This is a genomic window from Paraburkholderia terrae, assembly GCF_002902925.1.
Lineage (GTDB): Bacteria > Pseudomonadota > Gammaproteobacteria > Burkholderiales > Burkholderiaceae > Paraburkholderia > Paraburkholderia terrae.
Window position 1 is genome coordinate 2,056,163 of sequence record NZ_CP026111.1, and the last position, 21,866, is coordinate 2,078,028.

Sequence of the window (21,866 nt, forward strand, 5' to 3'; positions counted from 1 at the left end):
CGTTCGTTTTAAAGCATTGACATATATGCGCAATCCTTACTATCCGACAGACGAATCAGACGACACGTTCCAGCTCGTGGCTCTTCATCGCAACAACACATCGCATTTTCATGCAGACGGCAGCCTTACTCCAGCTATGCGGGAGTCACTGCTTTCACGGCCTCGAACAGGCTTCGCGCCGCCCGTTTCCATGTGAAGATGCCAGCCTGCCGGCGCCCCGCCGACACCAGAGATTGACGCACCGTTTCATCGTCGAGCACGGTTCGAATCTTCTCGCTCCACGCGTCGGGATCGAAAGGGTCCGCATACAGCGCGGCCTTCCCGCAGACCTCAGGAAGCGCGCCAAACGGCGCAGCCACAACCGGACAGCCAAGCGCCATCGCCTCCAACGGCGGCAGACCGAACCCTTCCGTCAGCGATGGGAAAGCAAGCGCGCCGGCGTTGGCCATCAAGCCTACGAGTTCGGAATCGGTAATGCGGCCAGAAAATCGCACGTTGGGCGGCACGACATGCCCAAGGTTTTCGAAATCGGCTTTCGTCGCTCCGCCGAACAGCACAAGCGTCACGTTCTTCAATTCGGACTTCGCGAACGCCTTGAGAAGAATGGCGATGTTCTTGTGCTTCTGCGTATTGGCGAGCGCGAGAACATAGCGCTTCCGTGTGAGGTTCAACGTCATAAGCTGCCCGTCATCCGGCCGCACCTCCAGGACATGATCGCAGCCGTTGTAGACGACCACGATCTTGTCAGCACTCGCAACGCCGTAGTACACGAGTTCTTGCCTTGAGAACTCCGACACGGTGAGGATCAGCTTGTGCCGTCTGCCGATAAAGAAAAACAGAAATTTGTACCACAGCCGGAAAGACAACGAATACGACTCGGGCGCGGAGTACACCTGGGCATCGTGTATCAGTGTCGCTGAATCGCGATGACACAACGGCCCGAGATTGCAGAGATTGAGAATGAAGTCTTTCCGGCGAGCCAGCGGGAGATAGCATTGCTCCCACGCTATTCTGTGCATCCGGCGAGCAATTGGATTCTCCTTGACGCACAGAATATTGCGGTAAGACGGAACGCCCGCGCTATTTCTGACTACGAGCGCATAGTCCGCGCCATTGGCGGACTGCTCTGCAATCAGGGCATCCATCGCGGCGATGAGCTGCTCGGCAACCCTGTGCACGCCCGTTGGCGCTGCCCCAAAAAACTTGCCGTTAAACGCTATCGTCTTGTACATGCAGCACCGGTTCTCAAAGTTTTGCTGCCCGCTCGGGCGTCAGCCTGCCTCGCACGAAATCCCACAGGCCGATCAGATTGCCGCCCAGCCGCCCTCGCCGGTCGATCCACGGCTCCGGCGCAAAACTTCGCACCACGTTGCTACCGACATTGCGCAGAACATGATCGATTGCATCGCGCAAAGGCATGGTCTTCTTGCTCACCAGATAAAGCGGATTGATGACCTGCGAATAGCCGAGCTTGCGGCCGGACACCCTGCCCCGCTTGACGCCCAGATGCACGCCGAGTGCAGTATTGATGCGCACCAGGCGACCGCCGCGACTCAAGATCTGGCCGCCGAAGTCGCGATCTTCCTGCCAGCCATAGAGAACAAGACGCTCGTCGAAGCGGAGTCCGGCAATGCTGCTAGCTCGAAAGGCCATGTTGCAGCCGTAGGGGCAGCGCGTCGAAACGACGCGCAAGCTTTCCGGCACGCCTGTCGCCCTTGCCAGGATCGCTTGCCCTTCTTCGACGGAATAACCCGGCCCATGGATACCATCGGCGAGTACCGCTCCCGTGACGCAGGAAATAGAGGGATCGCTATCCAGGGCCTTGAGCACTTCCGCGATCCATCGGCTGTGCATCAGGAAATCATCGTCCAGCAGGACCACGACGTCGGTGTCATCCGGCACGTGCTTCAAGGCATGGTTACGCTGTACGGTCAGACCGGGCTGGCCCTTGATCACGAGCAATCCGGGTCGGCTTGCGAGCTTGCCGGCATCCTCGTCCGATACACAGGAGATGATGATCAGATCGGGCTGCACAGTCTGCGCATCGACGAAGGCGACGACACGTTCAAGCACTTCGGCGCGCCCGCGCGTGGCGAAGATCAGACAGACCTTTGTTTGCCGGACGGACGATGGCAGGCTCATTTCCCCGGACACGGCTACTTGCGAACAGACAGTCGAATTCAACATTCACCTCGTCGGCCAATGCATGTTTTTCTGAAAACCGGAAAACGGCAGCCCGTCTCGCACCGGACTCAATCGTCCCGACCGTGCCATGGGAGCAAGCCATTCCCGCCAGCATCTCGAGGATCATCCTATCGATGCCGCAAACGCAGCACTGCTGCCTACCCCACGCAAACGCGCGCTTCCTGAAAGCCGAAGCGTGTAGTGCATGCGCTACGGCTCACGGATGCGAGAAACAACACCCGACACGCTTCCCTGAATGCGCCGCGCGGCCCATTCCTGACGCCTGGGCGCGCGTCTCGGCACACGCTGCGACAGCGCGCTCGCTGCGGCCGCAAACAGGTAGAAGGGCGCGCCCAGTTCGAACACCCCAGCAGCAAGCGAAGCGACGATCAAGGTCGCGAGCATGCCGTGCCGTGCCGCGTGGCAGACGGCGCGTTCCGTCAGCGGGTAATGCGCCGAGACAGGCGACAGCAGCGCCTTGCCAATAAACATCCCGTAGCAGATCACGCCGACGGCGCCCAGGTTTGCCAGCACCACGACGAGGAAGCTCGATGCACGAATGCTGCCCAGGCCCACGCCTATCCCGTAAGTCTCCAGGAAGTTCGTCACGCCTTGCGTGTTCCAGCTCATCCGTTCGATGCCCGACGAGCTACCCGCCTTGCTCATGACGGTGGCGTCGACGAAATCGGTCAGCGCTTTCGCCACGCTCGGCATGAACAGGATCACGTAGAGGGTGCCAAGCACGCCCGCGCAAGCCGCGATGATCCACATCCGCTGCTGGCGCTCGACGGCACCGGGCGCAACACGGCCGGGCCGGCTGAACACCTGGATACACATGTATATGGCCAGCCCGACATACGCCGTGCCGGAAGTGGACATCAGCAACAGTGTCCCCGTCGCTATCGCGAGCGCCCCCGACAGCTTCGCGCGATAACCGAGCAGCCAGAGATTGAGGCAAAAGACGAACAGCGGCAGCGTGAAACTCGAAAACGCAGAAGTCTCGGCGAACGTGCCCGTGATGCGCACCAGTCCGCCCAACTCTTCCCCGCTCAGATCGGCGTACTGAGCCGTCTTGATGACCGACATCACATCCAGACCGGCAGCATGAGTGACGAAATCGATCACGCCCGCCGACACATCGAGAATGGTGAGCAGGAAAATGCCGTTCGCCAATACCCGGTATGCACCGCGATACTTGAGAAACGCATACATGCAGGCATACACCACGAGATCGCCGATCAGATAGATCGCCTGCGACAGATTGCCGGAAACGGGGCCGAGCGGCTGCAGCATGGCAACACCCGGGATACTGCGGTCGACCGGGAACACGAGCGTCGAGCCCTGCAGCAGACGCGGCAAGATCACGGCGCCTGCGACACCCCACACGCAGGTACAGAGTAGCCAGAAACCCGGCTTTTCCATCGAGAGCGTGTCGCCGATCCCCTTTCCACCGACCAGATTGAACGCCCTTAGGGCAAAGAAAATGAGAAAGAGCTGCGCCGGCATGATGCCCACGCCGCCCAGATTCAGCGCAAGCGTCATTGCGAACAGCGAAAATGCCGCCATCGCGTAAATAGCACCGCGAAATGACGAATAGAGCACCAGTAGTCCGATGACGATTACCAAGACTCCGTATATTGACAGCACTGCTTCACCCCCTCCATTCGCCGCACGCATGCGCGAGCGGACTTGCTGTGTTGCACGGCTCAGGCAGAGCGCCAGCGGCGAATCTCCGGCGCCGGATCGGCGGGTACTCTGCTGGCTTCGACGGCGCGCTCCACCACACCCAGGAACTCGCGCTTGAACCGTTCTTTCGTAAAGCGCAGTGCATTGCGGCGGCACACTTCCGCGTGGAACGGCGGCGACTGTTCGAAGCGCTCCACCGCATCGACGATGGAAGCGACGCTCTGTTCGTTGAAAAAGAGCCCCGTCGCCCGTTCGGGATCCTGTGATTCGATGACGATTTCCCGCACGCCGCCGCGACCCAACGCAATGACGGGCGTACCGCAGGCCTGCGCTTCGACTACCGAAATACCGAAGTCTTCTTCCGCGGCAAAGACGAATGCGCGCGCGCGCTGCATGTAGTCGACCAGTGCGGCATCCGGCTGATAGCCGAGCAGCGTCACGTTGGGCGTCGCGCATGCCTTGGCGCGCGCGAAATCCGTCCCATCGCCGATCACCACGAGGCGCCGCGAAGGCATCGCCGCAAAGGCCTCGACGATCAGCGGAATGCGTTTATACGGGACCATGCGCGAAGCAATCAGATAAAAGTCCTCGCGCTCCGTGCTGAGTTCGAAACGCTCGACATCGACGGGCGGATAGACCACCGTGGCGTCGCTGCCGTAGGCCTTGCGAATGCGCCGGCCCACGAAGGCTGAATTGGCGATGAAAGCATCCACGCCATGCGCGGTGCGGTGATCCCAGATACGCATGTAATGAAGCAGCAGACGCACGATCCAGCTCTTCACGCCGCGCTGCATGCCCGCCTCGGCCAGATATTGATGCTGCAGATCCCACGCGTAGCGAATCGGCGAATGCACATAGCTCACGTGGACCTGATGCGGGCCCGTCAGTACGCCCTTGGCCACCGCATGGTTCGACGAAATCACGAGATCGTAGCTGGACAGATCGAACTGCTCGATCGCCAGCGGCATCAGCGGAAGATAGTGGCGAAATGATTTGCGCGCGCGCGGCAGATGCTGAATGAAGGAGGTATGCGCGCGTTTTCCGCCCAGCACATCACGCTGCGCCTCAGGGAAAAAATCGACGACGCTGTACAGATCGGCGTGTGGGAACAGTTGAAGTATCTGCTCGACCACCTTCTCCGAACCCGCATACGCAGCGAGCCAGTCATGGACGAGCGCTACGCGGCCAAAGCGACGTATGTCGTTAGCAGGGGTTGGGGCAAGCGTTACATTAGCCACGGCGAAATCTCCTCGATCAACCTGGCAGCCGTCGCGCGCCAGGTCAGTTCTTCCGTCCGTGCGCGGCCACGCTCGCGCAGGTTTGCACGCAACGTGGCGTCGGCGGTGATCCGTTCGAGCAGGCGCGCCAGTTCTGCGGGATCGTCAGGCGACGTGTAGAGCACGGCATCGCCGCACGCTTCCTGTACGGCGGGCAGTCTCGAAGCGATCACGGGACAGCCCAGTGCCAGCGCTTCGACGGGCGGCAGCCCGAAGCCCTCGTAGCGCGATGGATAGACAAAGCACGCTGCACGCCGGTAAAGCGCGGCCAGTTCACCATCGCTCACGTAGCCGAGGTGCTTCACGAAGGCGGGCAACGCGTCCTTGCCTGCCCCGTACACTCGCGGATCGCCGCCGCCCACCACCACGATGTCGAACTGCGCATCGTCGATAAGGCGCGCGGCCTCGGCCACGAGCTGAAAATTCTTGTGCCGGTTGAGGCTGCCGACGGCAAGCACGAACGGACGCCCATTCAGCGTGGGTGCCACGGTCCCTTCGTCCTCTTGCACGCGCAACATGTGCTCGCCGCTCTCCGACACGACGCCGATCTTGCCGACCGGAATCCGGTAAGCGTCACACAGTTCGCGCCGCGAGAATTCCGAAACGGTAATGACACGGCGCGATACACGGCCAAGGCGCGGCGCCATCAGGCGATACCAGGCGACAAACGACCGGCTGTAGCTGTCGGGCACGCGCGTGGGCGCTGCGTCGTGCAGGACCGTCACCTGACGGCGGTACATCAGCGGTCCCGAGTTGCACAGGTTGAGCAGCAGGCGGCCGCGCGCAGCCTGCGGTAGCGCAAGTTGCTCCCAACGCACACCGCCGCCTTTCCCACTGGCTCGCAGCCCGACGTGCCGAAAAGGATTCGGCATGGCGGTCAGTGCTTCGGGAACGATGATCTCGACCTGCAATCCGGCGACAAGCGGATCGCGCAGCTCGATCAGTTGATCGAGCGCGCGGATGGTCTCGAATGCGAAACGATCGACACCCGTCGCACGTCGGCCAAGGAAGCGGCCATTGATCAACAGGTTGGGGGTATGCACGTGTGTCATCGACAGGGTCCGAGGTGTCGCTCATGACCGGACGTCATCCGTGCGCGAAGTCACCGCGACACACGACCGGATTCGACAAGCCACGCCTTACTAGTTATATGGCTTGAAGTGTGTCCGATGTCCCCTGCGGCGAATGTTCGCCGTCGCTCATGGCACGCCAATTCGCGCGCGATGCCGGTGCTGAACGCCTGATAGTTGTCTACGGACGGCGCCGTTTGCATCGCAAGTGAAATCTGATGCTCCGCGAAACAGGTATCCGTTCGCCGTCGCACACACCACGGATGCCGCAACGCATCAGAATGACCGCTGCATTCGCCTCCGACCGAGGCAAACACATCGACGGTGCCGGCATGGGGCAAAGCGCCCGGAGCCGGCAGCCGTCGCACGCGAGGAATACGCCGTGAAGCATCCCGTAGCAAGCATCCCTGCCCTGCCTGCCTGCCAGTCGGCCTCTCACGGTTCGCGCTACGCAAGCCGGGCGAAGCCTCACAGGTGGTTTGGTACGCGCGCCGGCGAAAGTCTCGCTACGAGCCTCTGCGTGCTCGCGTGGGCATCGGCCGCGTACGCGGCCGATCCCGTGCGGGCCATGCCTGTCGACGCCTTCATCGACACGCTCGGTGTCGTCACCCACGTCAACTATACGGACGGTGCCTACGCCAATGTGCGTAACGTCGCCGACGATATGAACTGGCTCGGCCTGCGCTACGTTCGCGACTACACGCCCGGCCCCAGCGCGCCATTCGAGAGCTATGTGTTTCTCGCGCAACGCGGCGTCAGGTTCAACTTCCTGGTGCGCTCGAACATCGCGGAGTCGGTCGATCTGGCCGCGCAGTTGAACACTGCCGTGCCCGGCAGCGTTGCGGCGATCGAAGGCTTCAACGAGATCGACAACTTTCCGGTCCCGTATCGCGGCCTCAACGGCACCCCTGCCGGCCTCGCCGCGCAGCGCGATATCTACGCACGCGTGCGGAGCACGCCGGCGCTTGCCGGTGTACCCGTCTACGACCTCACTGGCTACGACCTCAAGTCAGTCGAAACGCGCGCGGGTTCCGCCGATTACGCAAACCAGCATGCTTATCCGCAAAACGGCGATCAACCCAGCTATAACGCACCGCACGGCGGCAGCTGGATCCCTTCGGCCATCGATAGCATCAAGAAATACAATCTGCCGGTCGTCATCACCGAATTCGGCTACTTCTCGATGCCTCAGTCGGGCTGGTACATGATCGGTGTCGACGAGGCGTCCCAGGCCAAAGGCATTCTCAACGGTTATATGGACTCGGCCGCGGCGGGCGTGAAGCGGATCTATATCTACGAACTGCTCGACGAAAAGTCCGATCCGCAGAACAAGAGCGGCGAAATGCACTTCGGGATGTTTCGCTTCGATAACAGCCCGAAGCCCGTGGCCCACGCAGTTCGCAATCTCACGACGATCCTCAAAGCCAGCACGACGCCCCGTGCAAAAGACGCGGCGCGCAGCACGCTTTCGTACACCCTGTCGGATATGCCTCCATCGGCAAACAGTCTGCTGCTGCAGAAAAAGGACGGTCGCTTCGTGCTTGCGCTATGGAACGAAACGAAGATCTGGGACCGGGCGAAGGGAACGCCCGTCACCATGCCGCCAGCCCGCGTCAACGTCGATTTCGGCGCGACAGCACGCCGTGTCGACGTGTACGATCCGCTCGTTTCGGCGGCGCCGATCGCAAGTCAGCGCGACGTGCGCCAACTCCCTATTGACGTACCCGACCACGTGATTCTGCTCGAAGTCACACTCGCGGACACAGCGGGAACCTGAGCACGTCGAGCGGCACCTGCTCGCGGGTGCAAATGCGTTTTCTGTCTGAGATCTCTTGCTGGCAGTGCTCGGTACCTTTCAAAAAATTACCGGATTGCGTACGGTCACACACGAAACTGCCACTCACGTGCGCCCTTGCAATGTCAGAATAATCGCGGAATCGCAGAGCATCCGCTCCGGCTGGCATTGGCAAACGCGCAAATCGCGCCCCACACATGAACAAGCTACAGTCTCTTACCGTGTTGCGAGGCGTTGCCGCCACAAACGTCATCTTCTATCACATCATGGTGCCGACGGGGCACGCGCTCGGAGAATTCGGTGTCGACATATTTTTCGTGCTGAGCGGTTTCGTCATCGCGCTCGTGCTGGACAGCCCCCACATCACCGCACAGCGCTTCCTCTCTGACCGCATTGCCCGAATCGTGCCGCTCTACTGGGTGCTCACGCTTGTGGTGCTCGCCGGCACGCTCATCGCGCCTTCCCTGTTCAACTCGACCACAGCTTCCTTCGGAAACCTGCTGAAGTCGCTGCTTTTCATTCCCTATCGCAAGGAGAGTGGCTTTATCTTCCCGATGTTGTTTGTCGGCTGGACGCTGAACTACGAGATGATGTTCTACGTGGTCGCGGCCATTTCGCTGATGCTGATGCGCCGCTACCGGCTGCTGTTCGCGTCGGCGCTGATCCTCGTGATATTTGTCGCGGCGAATGCATCCCGTTCACATGGTGCGATTGCAGAATTCTATTCGTTACAGCGCATCTTCGAATTTCCGCTGGGCTTCGTGGTTTACCGGCTGTGGAACCGCGGGCTGCGGATCAAGCCAGCGCTTGCCGGCGGCATAGCAGTCGCGGCCTACACGTGGATGGCATACGTGAGCTGGAACGCCCTGTCGGACTCACACCTGCTGTATTTCGGCGTTCCGGCTTTCCTGCTGGTCGCTTGCAGCCTGAGTCTCGAATCGACGATGGGCTCAGGCCCGCTCACCAAAGGGGCGATATTCGTCGGCGACGCCAGTTACGCCATCTACCTTAGCCATCCGTACTGTGTCGAAGCCGCGCGCAAGCTACTGACGTCGGCGATCGATGGCGTTGACGCCACCGGCCCCGTCGCGGTGACGATGATCATCATCGTGGCGACAGCCGTGGGCGGAGCACTCTACTGGTTCGTCGACAGGCCGCTGCACAGGAGCGCACGCCGGCTCTTGCAGAGCGTACCGGCCATACGGTTGCGCGGAGCCAGCCTGGCAGGCTTCAACCACACGCTCATGACCGCCGATGACCCGACGGCGCGCAATGTGCCTGTCAACCAGGACACACGCTGACCCGCGAAGCGCGCAATCAGTGCAGGATCAGTGCGCAGTCGGAAGATGTTTGCCGCTCACCCATTTGGCGGGTTGAACACATCGCATCTCATCTTTTCAGAGCACGTTGGGAAGAAACCTAAGATAGCGCACGCCGTTATCCTCCTGCCCGGACATGCGTTTCGCGCGAATTCCCCAGCGGGCTCAGGTGAGACAGGATTGTGCGGCCTTCAAGGAACGAGAGCGCACCATCACCCGCGGCATGCAATGCAATGTCGATTACCCCAGTTGCTGGCATGACGTCGTGAGCGCGAGGCGTGCTGAACTCCACGCCGGCGAGCGATCTGCCCAGGTTCGAGAGGATCGGCGTATCCCGGTGTGCGGGCTGCGCCTCTGGTGAACGGCGGCGCCGGCACCTCCCGGACCGCCCGGGGATGCGACACGTCGTCGGAATCGGGAAGCAGCGTTTGCACCATCTCGACTGGCACTGGTCGATGACGCAAACAGATGGCTGGGGTGACTTTCCTTTAGCACCTACGATACCCAATCGCAGATGCTCAAGATGAACTTCCGCGAGCGGTACTTCGATCGGTCATCGATCGCCATCGCCCGTGTGGCCTCGCGCGCGAGCGCCGACCCGATTGCCCCCGGTGCAGCACCCAGCGATCGTAGTGCGAGTTGCGAGTTGCCCATGACACCGCCGGGCTTCTGCGTTCAGGTTCCGCCCGCTGCGTCGCCGCCCGTATTGCTGTAGCTCGCGTAGCCATAGGCGGCATATTCGCTGCCGTACTTGCCGGGCCGCGACGTCATGTCGTTGAAGACGACACCGCGGATCGGCACACCGATCTGTTCAAAACGGCGCACCGATTCGCGCAGCTCCGATACGCTCGTCACACCCTGGCGCGCAACCAGGAACACCATGCCCGCCAGATGGGCGACGATGCCTGGATCGGCAACTGGCAGAATAGGCGGCGCGTCCATCAGAACGACGTCGTACTCGCTGTCGGCCCATTCAACAAAGCGCGCGAAGTTGCGATGCCGAAGCAGCTCGGCCGCATTGGTCACATAGCCGCCGTTCGCGACGAAGTCGACACCCGGCATGATGCTCCGATGCACCACGGCATCGTAGTGTGCGCCCTGCATGATGTCCGTGATACCCGGGCTCGCACGCACGCCTACGTGGGCGTTCAGCGTGCCGCGCCGCAGGTCCGTGTCGATGAGCAGCACACGGTGGCCCGACGAACCCAGCAGCGCCGCCAGATTCACCGACACAAACGACTTGCCCACCATCGGCGTCGGGCCGGCGAGCAAGACGACGTGGTTGGGCGCATCGCGCAACGCGAACTCGAGCGCACCCCGGAAGCTGCGCAGACTCTCGACGGCCGAATCGAACGACGCCGTGCGCGCCAGCACGCTGCACGTACCTGGCAGGCCCTCCGGCAGACGCCGTGTGAGCATTTGCTGCACGCGACTGCGCGGCACGGAGGCATAGACGTGCAGACCCGCGCCCGCCTCGATTTCGTCGACCATCGCGATACCGCTATTCATCCTGCGCTTGAACAGCACGAGCCCCGCGCCGACGAACAGACCCGTGAGCGAACCCGCCACCACGATCAGCGCGCGCTTGGGCCGGATCGGGCCCTCCGGCACGGCAGCGCTGTCGATCAGACGTGCATTCGAGATTTTGCCCGCCTTGGCCAGACGCAACTGCTCCTTGGTGTTCAGCAGGTTCGTGTAGATGTTCGTGTCGACCTGGACTTCGCGTTGCAGCCGCAGCACGCTCTGCTCGAGGGGCGGCAGCCGCTTGGTCTGCACGGCCAGTTCGGCCATCGCCTTCTCAGCCTCCTCCAGCTGCCCGTTCATCGCAATCAGCGCGGGATTGTCGGGCATGTAGCGCGCGTCGAGCTGGGCGCGCTGCTGCCGCAACTCGGCAATGCGGTTTTGCGCCTGCGCAGAGCTCTGCAGCAAGGCCGAGGCTTCCGCGCCCAGATCGACCGCACCGTGCTCCGAACGGAACTGGTTGTATTCCTCTTCGGCCCTTTCGAGCGTCGCCTTCAACTCCGGCAATTGCTGGTTGAGGAACGCAATCGACTTCTCGGCTTCCTCCTGCGTGCGCTGCACTTTCTGCCGCATGTACTCGTTGCCGATCGCGTTCAGGATCACGCTCGTCTTCACCGGGTCGCCGCCTTCCAGTGCCGCGCCGATCACCGACGACTCCTTGCCCTTCTCGGAGATCATCAGCCTGCTTTGCAGATCAAGGGTCGCCGCAAGCGCGGACGAGCGTGACAGCTCGAAGGTGACGCCGGGGTGTCCGTCGATTGCGCTCACCAGCAGGTCGATCGCGCCGCCCGGCACCTCGACATGCAGCGTCTCGCCGACCCGGCCGGGCAGGTCCATGCCATTGTGTACGAGCGTGTACGCACCGTTGCCTTTCAGCGTGACGATGAATTTCGCCCCGTGCAGCCGGTCGGGTACGTCGAAGTGCGCCACGGTGATCGCCTCGTCGCCCCACGCGTAGCCGCCACGGCCTGACCAGCTCGACACGTTCAGGTGCGTCGCGATCCACCGGCCCACCACCGGGAAATAGCGCGGCGACGCGTTGATATAAAGCTGCGTGGCTTCGACGGCACGCGAGACGACCATCCGCGAGCGCAGCACTTCGATCTCCGCCGAGGCCGCCGTTTTCACCGCGAACATCGACGACACATCGGCTAGTGCGTTTTTCGCGGCGCCATCGCTATCCTCCACGTGGATGAGCATGTCCGCCTGATAGACGGGGCGCGCGAGCATCGCGTAGACGAGGCCCACGAGTGTAAAGAGCGCCGCAATGATGACGATAGTCTTGCGGCCTTCATAAAGGGTATCGAGAAGCTTGCCGACGTACCCGCCCTCCGGCGGCAATACGCCGTCGTCGACCGACCCCTCTAGCAGATATTCACGCTGTTTCAATCTATCTCTCCGTCGGTGCCCGCGAGCGCGCCGGGCACGTGCATGGATATACAACTATCAGTAGCCGAGTGCCCGGGTCGCCGACGCCGCCTGGGTGGCCGGCAGGATCAGACCAATGACGCGGCTCCACTTGACGAGCGAGGAAGCGTCGACGAACACGACATCGTTCGGCTTGAGTTCGAACGAGTCGGCCGTTGCCATCGCGGAGGCCGAGGTCGCGTCGAGGTGGTAGACCACGCGCTTGCTCACCTCGCGGCCACGCACGACGTATACCTGCGACGCGTCGCCGGAAGTCTGGCTGATGCCGCCCGCGTCGCCCAGCGCCTGATTCAGCGTCATGCGCCCGTTGTTGAACGGCAGCCCGCCGGGACGCTGGACTTCGCCAATCACAAAGACCTTGCTGTCGTTCGCCGCGTAAACACGGACCAGGTCGCCATCGCGCAGGATGATCCGGTCCGGGTTCACGTTGTTGCGGATCATGTCCGGCATATCGACAAGCACCGTCTCGTCGCCGCGCGTCAGCGATACTTTCGATCGATCCGACTTGTCGGTAAAGCCGCCTGCCCGGTTGATCGCCTCGGGAAGCGTCATCGCCACGTCGTTGAGCACCTGCACGCCCGGCGTTTTCACTTCGCCGTCGAGATAGACGCGCTTGCTACGGTAAGTCTCGACGCGCACCGTCATCTGCGGCTGCCTGACGTAGCGGGCCAGCTTGGCGGTGAGCATGTCCCGCACGCCCATTTCTGAGAACCCCTGAACCTTGATGGGCCCGATATAGGCGTACTGGATAAAGCCATTCGTATCGACCGTATAGCCCGGCGCGACGGCAGGGGCGCCCGACGTGCTCGGTCCGCCTCCCGTCGTTGCCGCCGGCATGCTGAGTTCCGGGTGATCCCACACGACGATGCTGAGGACGTCACCCGGCCCGATCACATAAGGCTCCGCCTTTGCGAACAGATTACGCACATCGGCCGACACGCCTGTTGGCCGTTCCTCTTGCTGCTTCGCGACCAGGTCATCGGTGATTTCGACGAGCGAACCCGTGGGTGCGCGATCGCCGCCCGTCGCATCCTGCGAACCTGCGCGGCCTGCCGCGGTCTGCGCGGCACCCGCCGCCCCAACGGTGTTGCCCGAAGGCATACCCCTGAATGTCATCCCCGGCGACAGCGCGCATCCCGACAGCAGCACAGCCGCGGCTGCGGGCGCCGCCCATCCAGATGCGACCAAACGGATTGCGCGTGCAAGGTCGAGCCTCACACGCGAGCGAACCGTTCGCCACCACGAACACAGGCGCGCGGCGCGCGCCTGTGTCTTCCATTTCTCGCAAACTCGGTTGAGTTGCATGGTCAAACCCCCTGTTGCGTGTTGGCTGTCCCGCTGCGTACCGTGCGCAGCGAATACGGGCCCGGTGCTACTCATTCCACGATGCCTGGTGATGCCCTCTCGTACATGCCCATGCCCGTGTTGCCTCGTGCCACGAGCGACATTCAGACCGCAATCTCCGCAAAGTCAGTAAGCGCCGTTCCCCTTGATCACAACAAGGATCGTCTTGAAGAGAATGCCGATGTCGCTGTGCAACGACCAGTTCTTCACGTAAGTGACGTCGAGCGACACCCGCGTGGCGTAATCGGTTTCGCAGCGCCCGCTCACCTGCCAGAGACCGGTGATGCCGGGCGTCGCCATCAGGTAGTACTTGCTGTTGGCGCCATAGCGCTCCAGTTCCTGGGCAACGATCGGACGCGGGCCGACCAGGCTCATCTCGCCGCGCACGACGTTCCATAGCTGCGGCAGTTCGTCGAGGCTCGTGCGGCGCAGGAAGTGGCCGATGCGCGTCACCCGCACATCATTCTTGAGCTTGAACTCGCGGTCCCACTCGGCGCGCGCCACGGGATCGCTCGCGAGCAACTCTTCGAGTACCTGCTGCGAATTGACCACCATCGAGCGGAACTTGAGGCAGCGAAACTTTTCGCCATTGCGGCCCACGCGTGTATGACCGTAGATCGACGGACCACCGTCCAACTTCACGACCAGCGCAATCAGCGCGAGCAAGGGCAGCAGCGCCAGGATCATCGTCAGGCCGACCGTGACGTCGAAGACCCGCTTGACGGCATGCCCGACCGCGCCCGTATGCGGTTCGGTTTCGACCAGATCGAGGTCCGTGTCCTCGCGCCTGAGCCATGCGGTGGCCTGGCGGGCGACGCTGAATTGCGCGAAGAAAAGCGTATGCGAGGCGAGCAGCGAAATGCCCGTGGTCAGTGTCCAGTAGATGAACCACGGCATGGAAATCAGGTTGTCGCGATGAATCGCGTAGAGCAAGGCAAGCCCGCAGAGCTGCACGGCGAGCCATGCAAATGCCGTCCGGCCGGCGACGCTCGCGACGGGATGCCGCCCTCGCGGCGGATAGGTTCCACACGCTGGAAACACCGATAACGCCAGCGCCGCGACGAACGCGACGAGCGTTGGGTCGAGCTGATGTGCCGGACCCACTGCGGCCACGTTGAGGTTCAGGTTCAAGTGCAGTGCGCCAAAAGCGCCCAGCACGATTAGCGCGATATCGATCGCACGATGCACCAGCTCGGACATGTCCCTACCCCACTGCGTCGCGTGTTCAATGGTCGATGTTTAGCCGCCGCTGTTCGCATAGTCGTCGCTCGCATCGCGAAAGCCATCGTGTCCGGCAGCAACCTTGCTGTGTCCATTTGCTGCTGCACGTTGCCGCTTTCGCTTTGCGGGCCGCCCACTTTGCGCGGTCCCCTGTGATGTCGCCGTCCGCCATCGATGCAGGCAGGTAATGCGCAAATCACATCGATAAGGTACGGGGATGGCAGCAGCGATTCCGTGCGCAATCCCACCAACGATTCGCGATCGTCGGATGCGCCTTCGGTGCAACCCGATTAGATGCGGCGACAACTTTGCGCGTTGCGTGCGCTCGCGCACGCAACGCGTGTTTGAAGGGTTGAAATCGCTGCGAGGTCGTTATTGAGAGCGAGAAATGTTCTGCGACTCTGCGATTCGAAGAGATCTGCGACGAGCGTTAGTAGTGTGTGTGGCTTCGTCGTGTTGTCAGTCGGTTCACGCAGCAACGTCTCTCTGTCGTGCTCGAACCGTAGCGCTTGTAGAGAGTCGTGTGCATGCGAAACTTTACAGCGATCCACGCGTGATGGCACGAGCACGTCTATTGATCTTGTATCTGCGGAGCGTGTGCGCGTAGTGTGCGCGAGCGCACATATGCTTAGGTTCAAGCTCACTACGATCCATTCGGGCAAAGCTCGCGAACGCACGCGCACGCTCTTTGGTCGGCGCATCTACCGTACTTTCGATTCGTAATCTTAACTACTTGCGGAAGAATCGACGCACGTCGAAGAAGGCGCGCGTATACCCGAATGCGGAATGGGATGAGAGACGTTTTCGCGCCGTGTTGTCGTCGCTCGCCAAGCCGCTTACTCGGGATACCGCTGGCGATTCAGGACAACGCAAGTCTGACGGAATGGATGCCGTCCGACTGTCCGACGTGGACCGCTTTCATTGGAAGGAAGAACATCGGAGCAGCCCTGCGGGCCGTCCTGATATCGCGTCGCGTCGTCAGTACGATGGCACGACGCGAGGGCCGCCGGCGCGGTTGCGCTGCGCTCACGCGCACCGGCGGCTGCGGTCGTCAGCGTTTCGCGTAGTCGATCGTCTCGACGCCGTTCGCCGTGCCGAGCAGGCAGAGATCCGCGCCGCGCGTTGCGAACAGGCCCACCGTCACGACACCCGGCCACGCGTTGATGTGCGTTTCGACCGTGCGCGGATCGCTGATGCGCAGGCCCTTGACGTCGAGAATCTCGTTGCCGTTGTCGGTGATGAACGGCGAGCCGTCCTTCGTCACGCGCACGACGGGCACGCCGCCCATCGCTGTCACGCGGCGGCCGATTGCCGTGCGCGCCATCGGTACGACTTCGATGGGGAGCGGAAACTGGCCGAGCACGTCGACGACCTTGCTCGCGTCCGCGATGCACACGAACTTCTCCGACACCGACGCGACGATTTTCTCGCGCGTGAGCGCGCCGCCGCCGCCCTTGATCATTGCGCCGCCGTGATCGATTTCATCGGCGCCGTCGACATAGACGGGCAGCGATTCGATGTCGTTCAGATCGAACACCTGGATGCCGTGCGATTGCAGGCGCGCCGTCGTCGCGACCGAGCTGGACACCGCGCCGCGATAGCGCGACTTGTGGGCGGCGAGCGCGTCGATGAAGCAGTTCGCCGTCGAGCCGGTGCCGACGCCGATGATGGCGCCTTCGGGCACGTTTGCGATCACGTAGTCGGCGGCGGCTTGGCCGACCAGTTGCTTGAGTTCGTCTTGAGTCATGATGAGAAATGCCAGGGCAAGCGGAAAAATGCAAGTTTACCGGAGTCGAGGCGCGGGGCCGGATTTATTGCGCATGTTGAGCGTGCGCTTGCCGTTCATGGCGCGGGCCGTGCCGGTTCTGGCGGGGCGGCCTGCGCGTACTTGTCGAGCAGCGCCTGAGCGATCGCATCGGTTTGCGCATCGGGATTACCCGAGTAATCGGCGGGACGGAAATGCATCTGGAACGCGGCGAACACGCGGCGCGTGCTGTCGTTGAGCACGCCGTCCGTCGCGACTTCATAGCCGTAGCGTGCGAGCTTTTGCTGGAGCGCGCGGACGTCGGTGGGCGCATGCGGATCGCGGCCGGCGAGTTCTTTTGCGACGGTTGCATCGTCGGGCCATGCGCCGACGCCTGCATCGTAGAGTTGCTTCCACGGGAAGAGCGGGCCCGGGTCGATCTTGCGCTGCGGCGCGATGTCGCTATGGCCGACGATGCGCGTCGGCGGAATGTTGTATCGCGTGACGATGTCTTTTGCGAGGCGGATCATCGCGCTGACCTGCTCCGGCGGATAGGGTTGCCAGGTGCGGCCCTGCGGTGTGTCGATGGGGCCGAGGTTCACGTTTTCGATGCCGATCGAGGCGGCGTTCAGTTCTGTTGTGCCTTGCCAGGAACTGAGGCCTGCGTGCCAGGCGCGTTGTGATTCGGGCACCAGTTGCCAGATGATCGGTTCGCCGTTTTTTTCTTTTGGATGATCGGGGATGACGTAGTGGGCGCTGACCTGTTCATGCGTTAGAACGTCTAGCGACTGTTTTTCGTCGATCTCGGTGTAGTGCATCACGAGGAAGCGGATGCGGGTGTCCTGGTATTGCGCTGTGTGAGATGTGTCTGTGTAGTAGGTGGTGTGGTGGATGATGGTCGGGGTGCAGGCTGTTAGTAGTGTTGCTGCTAGCGCTAGCGGTGCCAGGGGGATTGAGGTGGGTTTCATCGCGGCTGGGGCTGTTTCGGTTCCTGGCTTTTTGCGGTTTTTGCGTTCGCGGCGCGGGTTGCATCGGTCGGTGTTTTGGCCTTTGCGCTGGCATCCGCGTTGCGTCTCTGGTTCGCATGCGTTGCCCCTGTGCGGGGCGGCACCTACTTTTCTTTGCCGCCGCAAAGAAAAGTAGGCAAAAGAAAGCGGCTCACACCGCCAACATTTCTTCCCGCCTGAGGGACCCCAACCGGTCCCTTACTTCTCGCGGCAACTTCTCGATTCAAGACCGTTGCCAGCGCTCTTGCTGTGCGCATCACCCGCTTCGCGCGCCCGCGTTTCAGCATGCCTTGCCAGATAGTCCTCCGCCGCCCAGGTGGCAAACTGTGTGTAGGCCGTAGTGCCACACACGCCACACTTCGGACCGGTAGCGCATGCGCTCCACCCCGTAAGAGCGCCGAGCTATACGACGCGACAACCTGCACACAGTTTGCCACCTGGGCGGCACATACCAGTCGCTGCCGCTAGCACGTGTACGGGTATTTGAAGCGGGTGAGGCGCTCATTCGGAGCGTTGGCAACATGCGCTGAACGGACGCGCCGCCGTGTGAAGCGTAAGACCCGTTGGGGGCCCTCAGGCAAGAAGAAATGTTGGCGGTGTGAGCCGCTTTCTTTTGCCTACTTTTCTTTGCGGCGGCAAAGAAAAGTAGGTGCCGCCCCGCACAGGGGCAACGCGTGAAGCACGCTAACGAATCGCGGATGCCAGCGCAAAGCAAAGCAAAGCAAAGCGGACCACCCACCGTCGCAGACAAAAAAACCTACTTCTTAACACCCCTCTGCCGCACGGCTTCAAAAAGACAAACGCCTGAGGCAACAGAAACGTTGAGGCTTTCAACAGACCCAGCCATAGGAATATTCATCACCTCATCACACGTATCGCGTGTAAGCCTCCGCATCCCCTCGCCTTCGGCACCGACAACAATCGCAACAGGCCCATCGAGCTTCGTCTCATACAGCGACGCCGTCGCCTCCCCGGCCGTGCCAACGACCCAAACCCCAGCATCCTTCAATTCACGCAACGCGCGAGCGAGATTAGTCACAGTGATATACGGCACCGTATCAGCCGCACCGCTGGCCACCTTCGCCGCCGTGGCATTCAAACCCACCGCCCGGTCGCGCGGCGCAATCACAGCATGCGCGCCCGCCGCATCGGCAACCCGCAAACACGCGCCGAGATTATGCGGATCCGTAATCCCATCAAGCACCAGCAACAACGCCGGCCCCTGAACACCATCGAGCAGTTCGGCAAGGTTCTGCGCCAAAGGCAGATCGCCCGCACGCGCCACTACGCCCTGGTGCCGCTCCGTATGCGCAAGTCCCCACAGCCGCGTCTCGTCGGCGGCAATCAGGCGGACTCCCGCCTCTTTCGCCACGGCCAGAAACTCGTTCATCCGGCGATCGCGGCGGCTCTGGTCGTAATAGATTTCTTCGACCGTCGATGAATCGTGACGCAAGCGTGCCGTCACCGCATGAAAACCGTAGAGAACCTTGAGACGTGACATGACTAGAACAACCTTTGAATGAGCGCGCCTGACTGAACCAATCGAACCAGTCAGCGCGCGCCCGATGAGAATGAGCGCCGTACACGCATGAAGCGCGCGCGGCGTTAATACAGAATCAACGCTTCTTGTGGACCGGCTTCGCGGTCGACTTCGACGCCGCGCGCTTCTTCGACGCCGCCGCCTTGCGCGCCGTGCGCGCTTCCTTTACGGCAGCCGTCTGCGCGGGTGCAGCCTTCTTGCGCCGCGCGCCGTCGACCTGCGTCGCGCGGTCGATGGAACGCACGCGCGGGCCGCCGACATCGCTCGCCTTGTCCAAAGAAGCCGCGCGATGCGACTGCGACTTCACGGGCGTGTCGCGCACCAGACGGAAATCGATCTTGCGCGCGTCGAGATCGACGCGGCTCACCTGCACCCGCACGCGATCCGACAAACGATAACGGATGCCCGTGCGCTCGCCGCGCAGCTCGTTCTTGATCTCGTCGTACTGGAAGTAGTCCGAGCCAAGTTCCGTCACGTGTACGAGCCCTTCGATAAACAGCGCGTCGAGTTGCACGAAGATGCCGAACGACGTCACGCCGCTCACCATGCCGCCATACTCTTCGCCGAGCTTGTCGCGCATGAAGTAACACTTGAGCCACGCCTCGACGTCGCGCGATGCTTCGTCCGCGCGACGCTCGTTCGCCGAGCAATGCAGGCCGAGTTCTTCCCAGATCGCCGTGTTCGGACGGCCGCGCTCGGGGCGATTGCCGCGCTTCTCGTCTTCCGCCTGCAACGCGCGGGCACGCGGCGACAGCGCCGTGTTCAGCTCGACGCCGTGCGGTGCCTGCGGCTCGTACTTGCGGCCCTGCAGGATCGCGTAGATCGCGCGGTGCGTCAGCAGGTCGGGATAGCGGCGAATCGGGCTCGTGAAGTGCGCATACGCTTCATACGCAAGACCGAAGTGGCCGATATTGTCCGGGCTGTAGACGGCCTGCTGCATCGAGCGCAACAGCATCGTCTGCAGCATCTGCGCGTCGGGACGATCGCGGATGTGCGCCATCAGCGCGGCGTAGTCGCTGGCGTGCGGCGTGTCGCCGCCGCCGAGCGTCAGGCCCATGCCGCGCAGGAACGTGCGCAGGTTTTCGAGGCGCTCCGTCGTCGGTCCCGCGTGTACGCGGTACAGACCCGGATGCTTGTTGCGCTTCATGAAGTCGGCCGCGCACACGTTCGCGGCCAGCATGCATTCTTCGATCAGCTTGTGCGCTTCGTTGCGATGACGCGGCACGATCTGCTCGATCTTGCCCTGCGCGTTGCAGACGATGTACGTCTCCGTCGTATCGAAGTCGATCGCACCGCGCTTCTGGCGCGCGGCGAAGAGCGACTTGTAGACGCCATACAGATTCTGCAGTTGCGGCAGCAAAGCGGCGCGGCGCGTCGCTTCCGGACCCTTCGTGTTGGTCAGTACGGCCGCGACTTCCGTGTACGTGAGACGCGCGGCCGAATGCATGACGCCAGGATAGAACTGATACGCCTTGATCTCGCCGCGCGCGGTGATGACCATGTCGCACACGAGCACGCAGCGGTCCACGTTCGGATTGAGCGAACAGAGACCGTTCGACAGCTTCTCCGGCAGCATGGGAATCACGCGGCGCGGGAAATACACCGACGTGCTGCGCTCGATCGCATCGACATCGAGGCCGCCGTCGGGCAGCACGTAATGCGACACGTCGGCGATCGCGACGATCAGCCGGAAACCATCGCCGCGCCCGACCTTCACCGGCTCGCAGTAAACGGCGTCGTCGAAGTCGCGCGCATCTTCGCCGTCGATCGTGACGAGCGGCACGTCGCGCAGGTCGACGCGGTGCTTCATGTCGACCGGCCGCACTTCGTCGGGCAGCTTCGCGGCGGCGTCGAGAGCGGCCTGGCTGAACTCGTGCGGCACGCCATATTTGCGCACCGCGATTTCGATTTCCATGCCGGGGTCGTCGATGTCGCCCAGCACTTCGACGACGCGCCCCAGCGGCTGCGAATGGCGGCTCGGAAAGTCCGTCAGCTCGACGACCACCACTTGCCCGACCTTCGCCTTCTTCGTGTTCTGCGTGATCAGGATGTCGTGGCCGATGCGCTTTTCTTCGGGCGCGACGATCAGCGCGCCGTTCTCGTTCAGCAGCCGGCCGATCACGCGCTTGTTCGCGCGGTCCGTCACCTCGACGATATGGCCTTCGGGGCGCCCGCGCCGGTCATAGCCGACGATGCGCGCCAGCACGCGGTCGTTGTGCATGACCTTCTGCATTTCGCCCGTCGGCAGGAACAGGTCGTCCTGGCCGTCGTCGCGAATCAGAAAGCCATACCCGTCGCGATGGCCCTGCACGCGGCCCGCGACGAAGTTCGACGGATGAGTCAGCTGATAATGGCCGCGCTGATCGAGTCTGATCTGGCCATCACGCTCCATTGCGGCAAGGCGCTTGAAAAACCCTTCGCGCTCCTGGCGCTTGATCGACAGCGCTTCGGCGATGTCGTTCGCTGCAAGCGGCGTTTCACTCGTGCGCAGCACGCCGAGGATTTCTTCGCGGCTTGGAATCGGATACGGATATTTGCTCAAGGGCTTGTCGATGATTGTTCTCGTTGCGTGGACGTCGGCGGATGGTGACGCTGCTCTAACTGAACTTGAACTGCAACTGCTGCTCTTGTGACTTCGATGACTTCGTTGACTGCGACTGCTCTCTGACCGTCGACAACCGTTCGGCCGCGAATGCGGCCCCGAGCGAGGCCTCGACCGAGACCCCGCCG

General features: G+C 62.3%; 14 protein-coding genes. 2 read left to right on the plus strand and 12 right to left on the minus strand.

What is annotated here, in order from left to right; genetic code table 11:
- Positions 1–134: 134 nt before the first annotated feature.
- The 5 genes from C2L65_RS09150 to C2L65_RS09170 form a co-directional block, all read right to left on the minus strand.
- Entirely contained in the window at positions 135–1,232 is a 1,098-nt protein-coding gene (locus C2L65_RS09150) for a glycosyltransferase family 4 protein (protein ID WP_042310071.1), read from the minus strand.
- A 13-nt stretch (positions 1,233–1,245) separates the two neighbouring features.
- Positions 1,246–2,187: a glycosyltransferase family 2 protein gene (locus C2L65_RS09155; RefSeq protein WP_233446448.1), complete on the minus strand. Its 942-nt coding sequence runs from the start codon at positions 2,185–2,187 to the stop codon at positions 1,246–1,248.
- A 207-nt stretch (positions 2,188–2,394) separates the two neighbouring features.
- Complete coding sequence (locus C2L65_RS09160) at positions 2,395–3,810, minus strand: hypothetical protein (protein ID WP_229511649.1); 1,416 nt, start codon at positions 3,808–3,810, stop codon at positions 2,395–2,397.
- Positions 3,811–3,890: 80 nt separating this feature from the next.
- Positions 3,891–5,108: a glycosyltransferase family 4 protein gene (locus C2L65_RS09165; RefSeq protein WP_042310060.1), complete on the minus strand. Its 1,218-nt coding sequence runs from the start codon at positions 5,106–5,108 to the stop codon at positions 3,891–3,893.
- Positions 5,096–6,199: a glycosyltransferase family 4 protein gene (locus C2L65_RS09170; RefSeq protein WP_042310058.1), complete on the minus strand. Its 1,104-nt coding sequence runs from the start codon at positions 6,197–6,199 to the stop codon at positions 5,096–5,098. The genes C2L65_RS09165 and C2L65_RS09170 overlap by 13 nt, the downstream gene beginning before the upstream one ends.
- Positions 6,200–6,599: 400 nt before the next feature.
- On the opposite strand from C2L65_RS09170, the gene C2L65_RS09175 reads away from it, so the two are divergent.
- On the plus strand, positions 6,600–7,994 hold the full coding sequence (locus C2L65_RS09175; protein WP_042310057.1) for a glycoside hydrolase 5 family protein: 1,395 nt from the start codon (positions 6,600–6,602) through the stop codon (positions 7,992–7,994).
- A 215-nt stretch (positions 7,995–8,209) separates the two neighbouring features.
- Complete coding sequence (locus C2L65_RS09180; protein WP_042310055.1) at positions 8,210–9,313, plus strand: acyltransferase family protein; 1,104 nt, start codon at positions 8,210–8,212, stop codon at positions 9,311–9,313.
- A 693-nt stretch (positions 9,314–10,006) separates the two neighbouring features.
- Here the strand turns inward: C2L65_RS09180 and C2L65_RS09185 are convergent.
- The 7 genes from C2L65_RS09185 to rnr all read right to left on the minus strand — a co-directional run bounded on the left by C2L65_RS09185 (position 10,007) and on the right by rnr (position 21,678).
- Positions 10,007–12,241, minus strand: a complete 2,235-nt coding sequence (locus tag C2L65_RS09185; protein WP_052426925.1) for a GNVR domain-containing protein — start codon at positions 12,239–12,241, stop codon at positions 10,007–10,009.
- Between the two features lie 57 nt (positions 12,242–12,298).
- Positions 12,299–13,585 carry a polysaccharide biosynthesis/export family protein gene (locus C2L65_RS09190; protein ID WP_042310051.1) on the minus strand — a complete coding sequence of 429 codons (1,287 nt, stop codon included), beginning with the start codon at positions 13,583–13,585 and terminating at the stop codon, positions 12,299–12,301.
- Between the two features lie 165 nt (positions 13,586–13,750).
- Positions 13,751–14,824 carry a sugar transferase gene (locus C2L65_RS09195; RefSeq protein WP_042310050.1) on the minus strand — a complete coding sequence of 358 codons (1,074 nt, stop codon included), beginning with the start codon at positions 14,822–14,824 and terminating at the stop codon, positions 13,751–13,753.
- Between the two features lie 1,072 nt (positions 14,825–15,896).
- A complete protein-coding gene (rpiA, locus tag C2L65_RS09200) occupies positions 15,897–16,592 on the minus strand; it encodes a ribose-5-phosphate isomerase RpiA (protein WP_042310048.1) in 696 nt (231 codons plus the stop codon).
- A 95-nt stretch (positions 16,593–16,687) separates the two neighbouring features.
- Positions 16,688–17,557 (minus strand): N-acetylmuramoyl-L-alanine amidase, encoded by an 870-nt coding sequence (locus tag C2L65_RS09205; RefSeq protein ID WP_042310046.1) that lies wholly within the window; start codon positions 17,555–17,557, stop codon positions 16,688–16,690.
- 796 nt (positions 17,558–18,353) lie between these two features.
- The gene (rlmB, locus tag C2L65_RS09210; RefSeq protein ID WP_007587372.1) at positions 18,354–19,097 is read right to left on the minus strand and encodes a 23S rRNA (guanosine(2251)-2'-O)-methyltransferase RlmB; all 744 of its coding nucleotides are present in this window, start codon (positions 19,095–19,097) and stop codon (positions 18,354–18,356) included.
- 115 nt (positions 19,098–19,212) lie between these two features.
- Positions 19,213–21,678 carry a ribonuclease R gene (gene rnr / locus C2L65_RS09215; protein ID WP_042314995.1) on the minus strand — a complete coding sequence of 822 codons (2,466 nt, stop codon included), beginning with the start codon at positions 21,676–21,678 and terminating at the stop codon, positions 19,213–19,215.
- Positions 21,679–21,866 lie beyond the last annotated feature (188 nt).

Bases quoted from the DNA above. Each gene is read 5' to 3' on its own strand.
- C2L65_RS09195 (WP_042310050.1), bottom strand. From the start codon at position 14,824: ATGTCCGAGCTGGTGCATCGTGCGATCGATATCGCGCTAATCGTGCTG.
- rlmB (WP_007587372.1), bottom strand. From the start codon at position 19,097: ATGTCACGTCTCAAGGTTCTCTACGGTTTTCATGCGGTGACGGCACGC.
- rpiA (WP_042310048.1), bottom strand. From the start codon at position 16,592: ATGACTCAAGACGAACTCAAGCAACTGGTCGGCCAAGCCGCCGCCGAC.
- C2L65_RS09205 (WP_042310046.1), bottom strand. From the start codon at position 17,557: ATGAAACCCACCTCAATCCCCCTGGCACCGCTAGCGCTAGCAGCAACA.
- C2L65_RS09170 (WP_042310058.1), bottom strand. From the start codon at position 6,199: ATGACACACGTGCATACCCCCAACCTGTTGATCAATGGCCGCTTCCTT.
- C2L65_RS09190 (WP_042310051.1), bottom strand. From the start codon at position 13,585: ATGCAACTCAACCGAGTTTGCGAGAAATGGAAGACACAGGCGCGCGCC.
- C2L65_RS09180 (WP_042310055.1), top strand. From the start codon at position 8,210: ATGAACAAGCTACAGTCTCTTACCGTGTTGCGAGGCGTTGCCGCCACA.
- C2L65_RS09150 (WP_042310071.1), bottom strand. From the start codon at position 1,232: ATGTACAAGACGATAGCGTTTAACGGCAAGTTTTTTGGGGCAGCGCCA.
- C2L65_RS09155 (WP_233446448.1), bottom strand. From the start codon at position 2,187: ATGTTGAATTCGACTGTCTGTTCGCAAGTAGCCGTGTCCGGGGAAATG.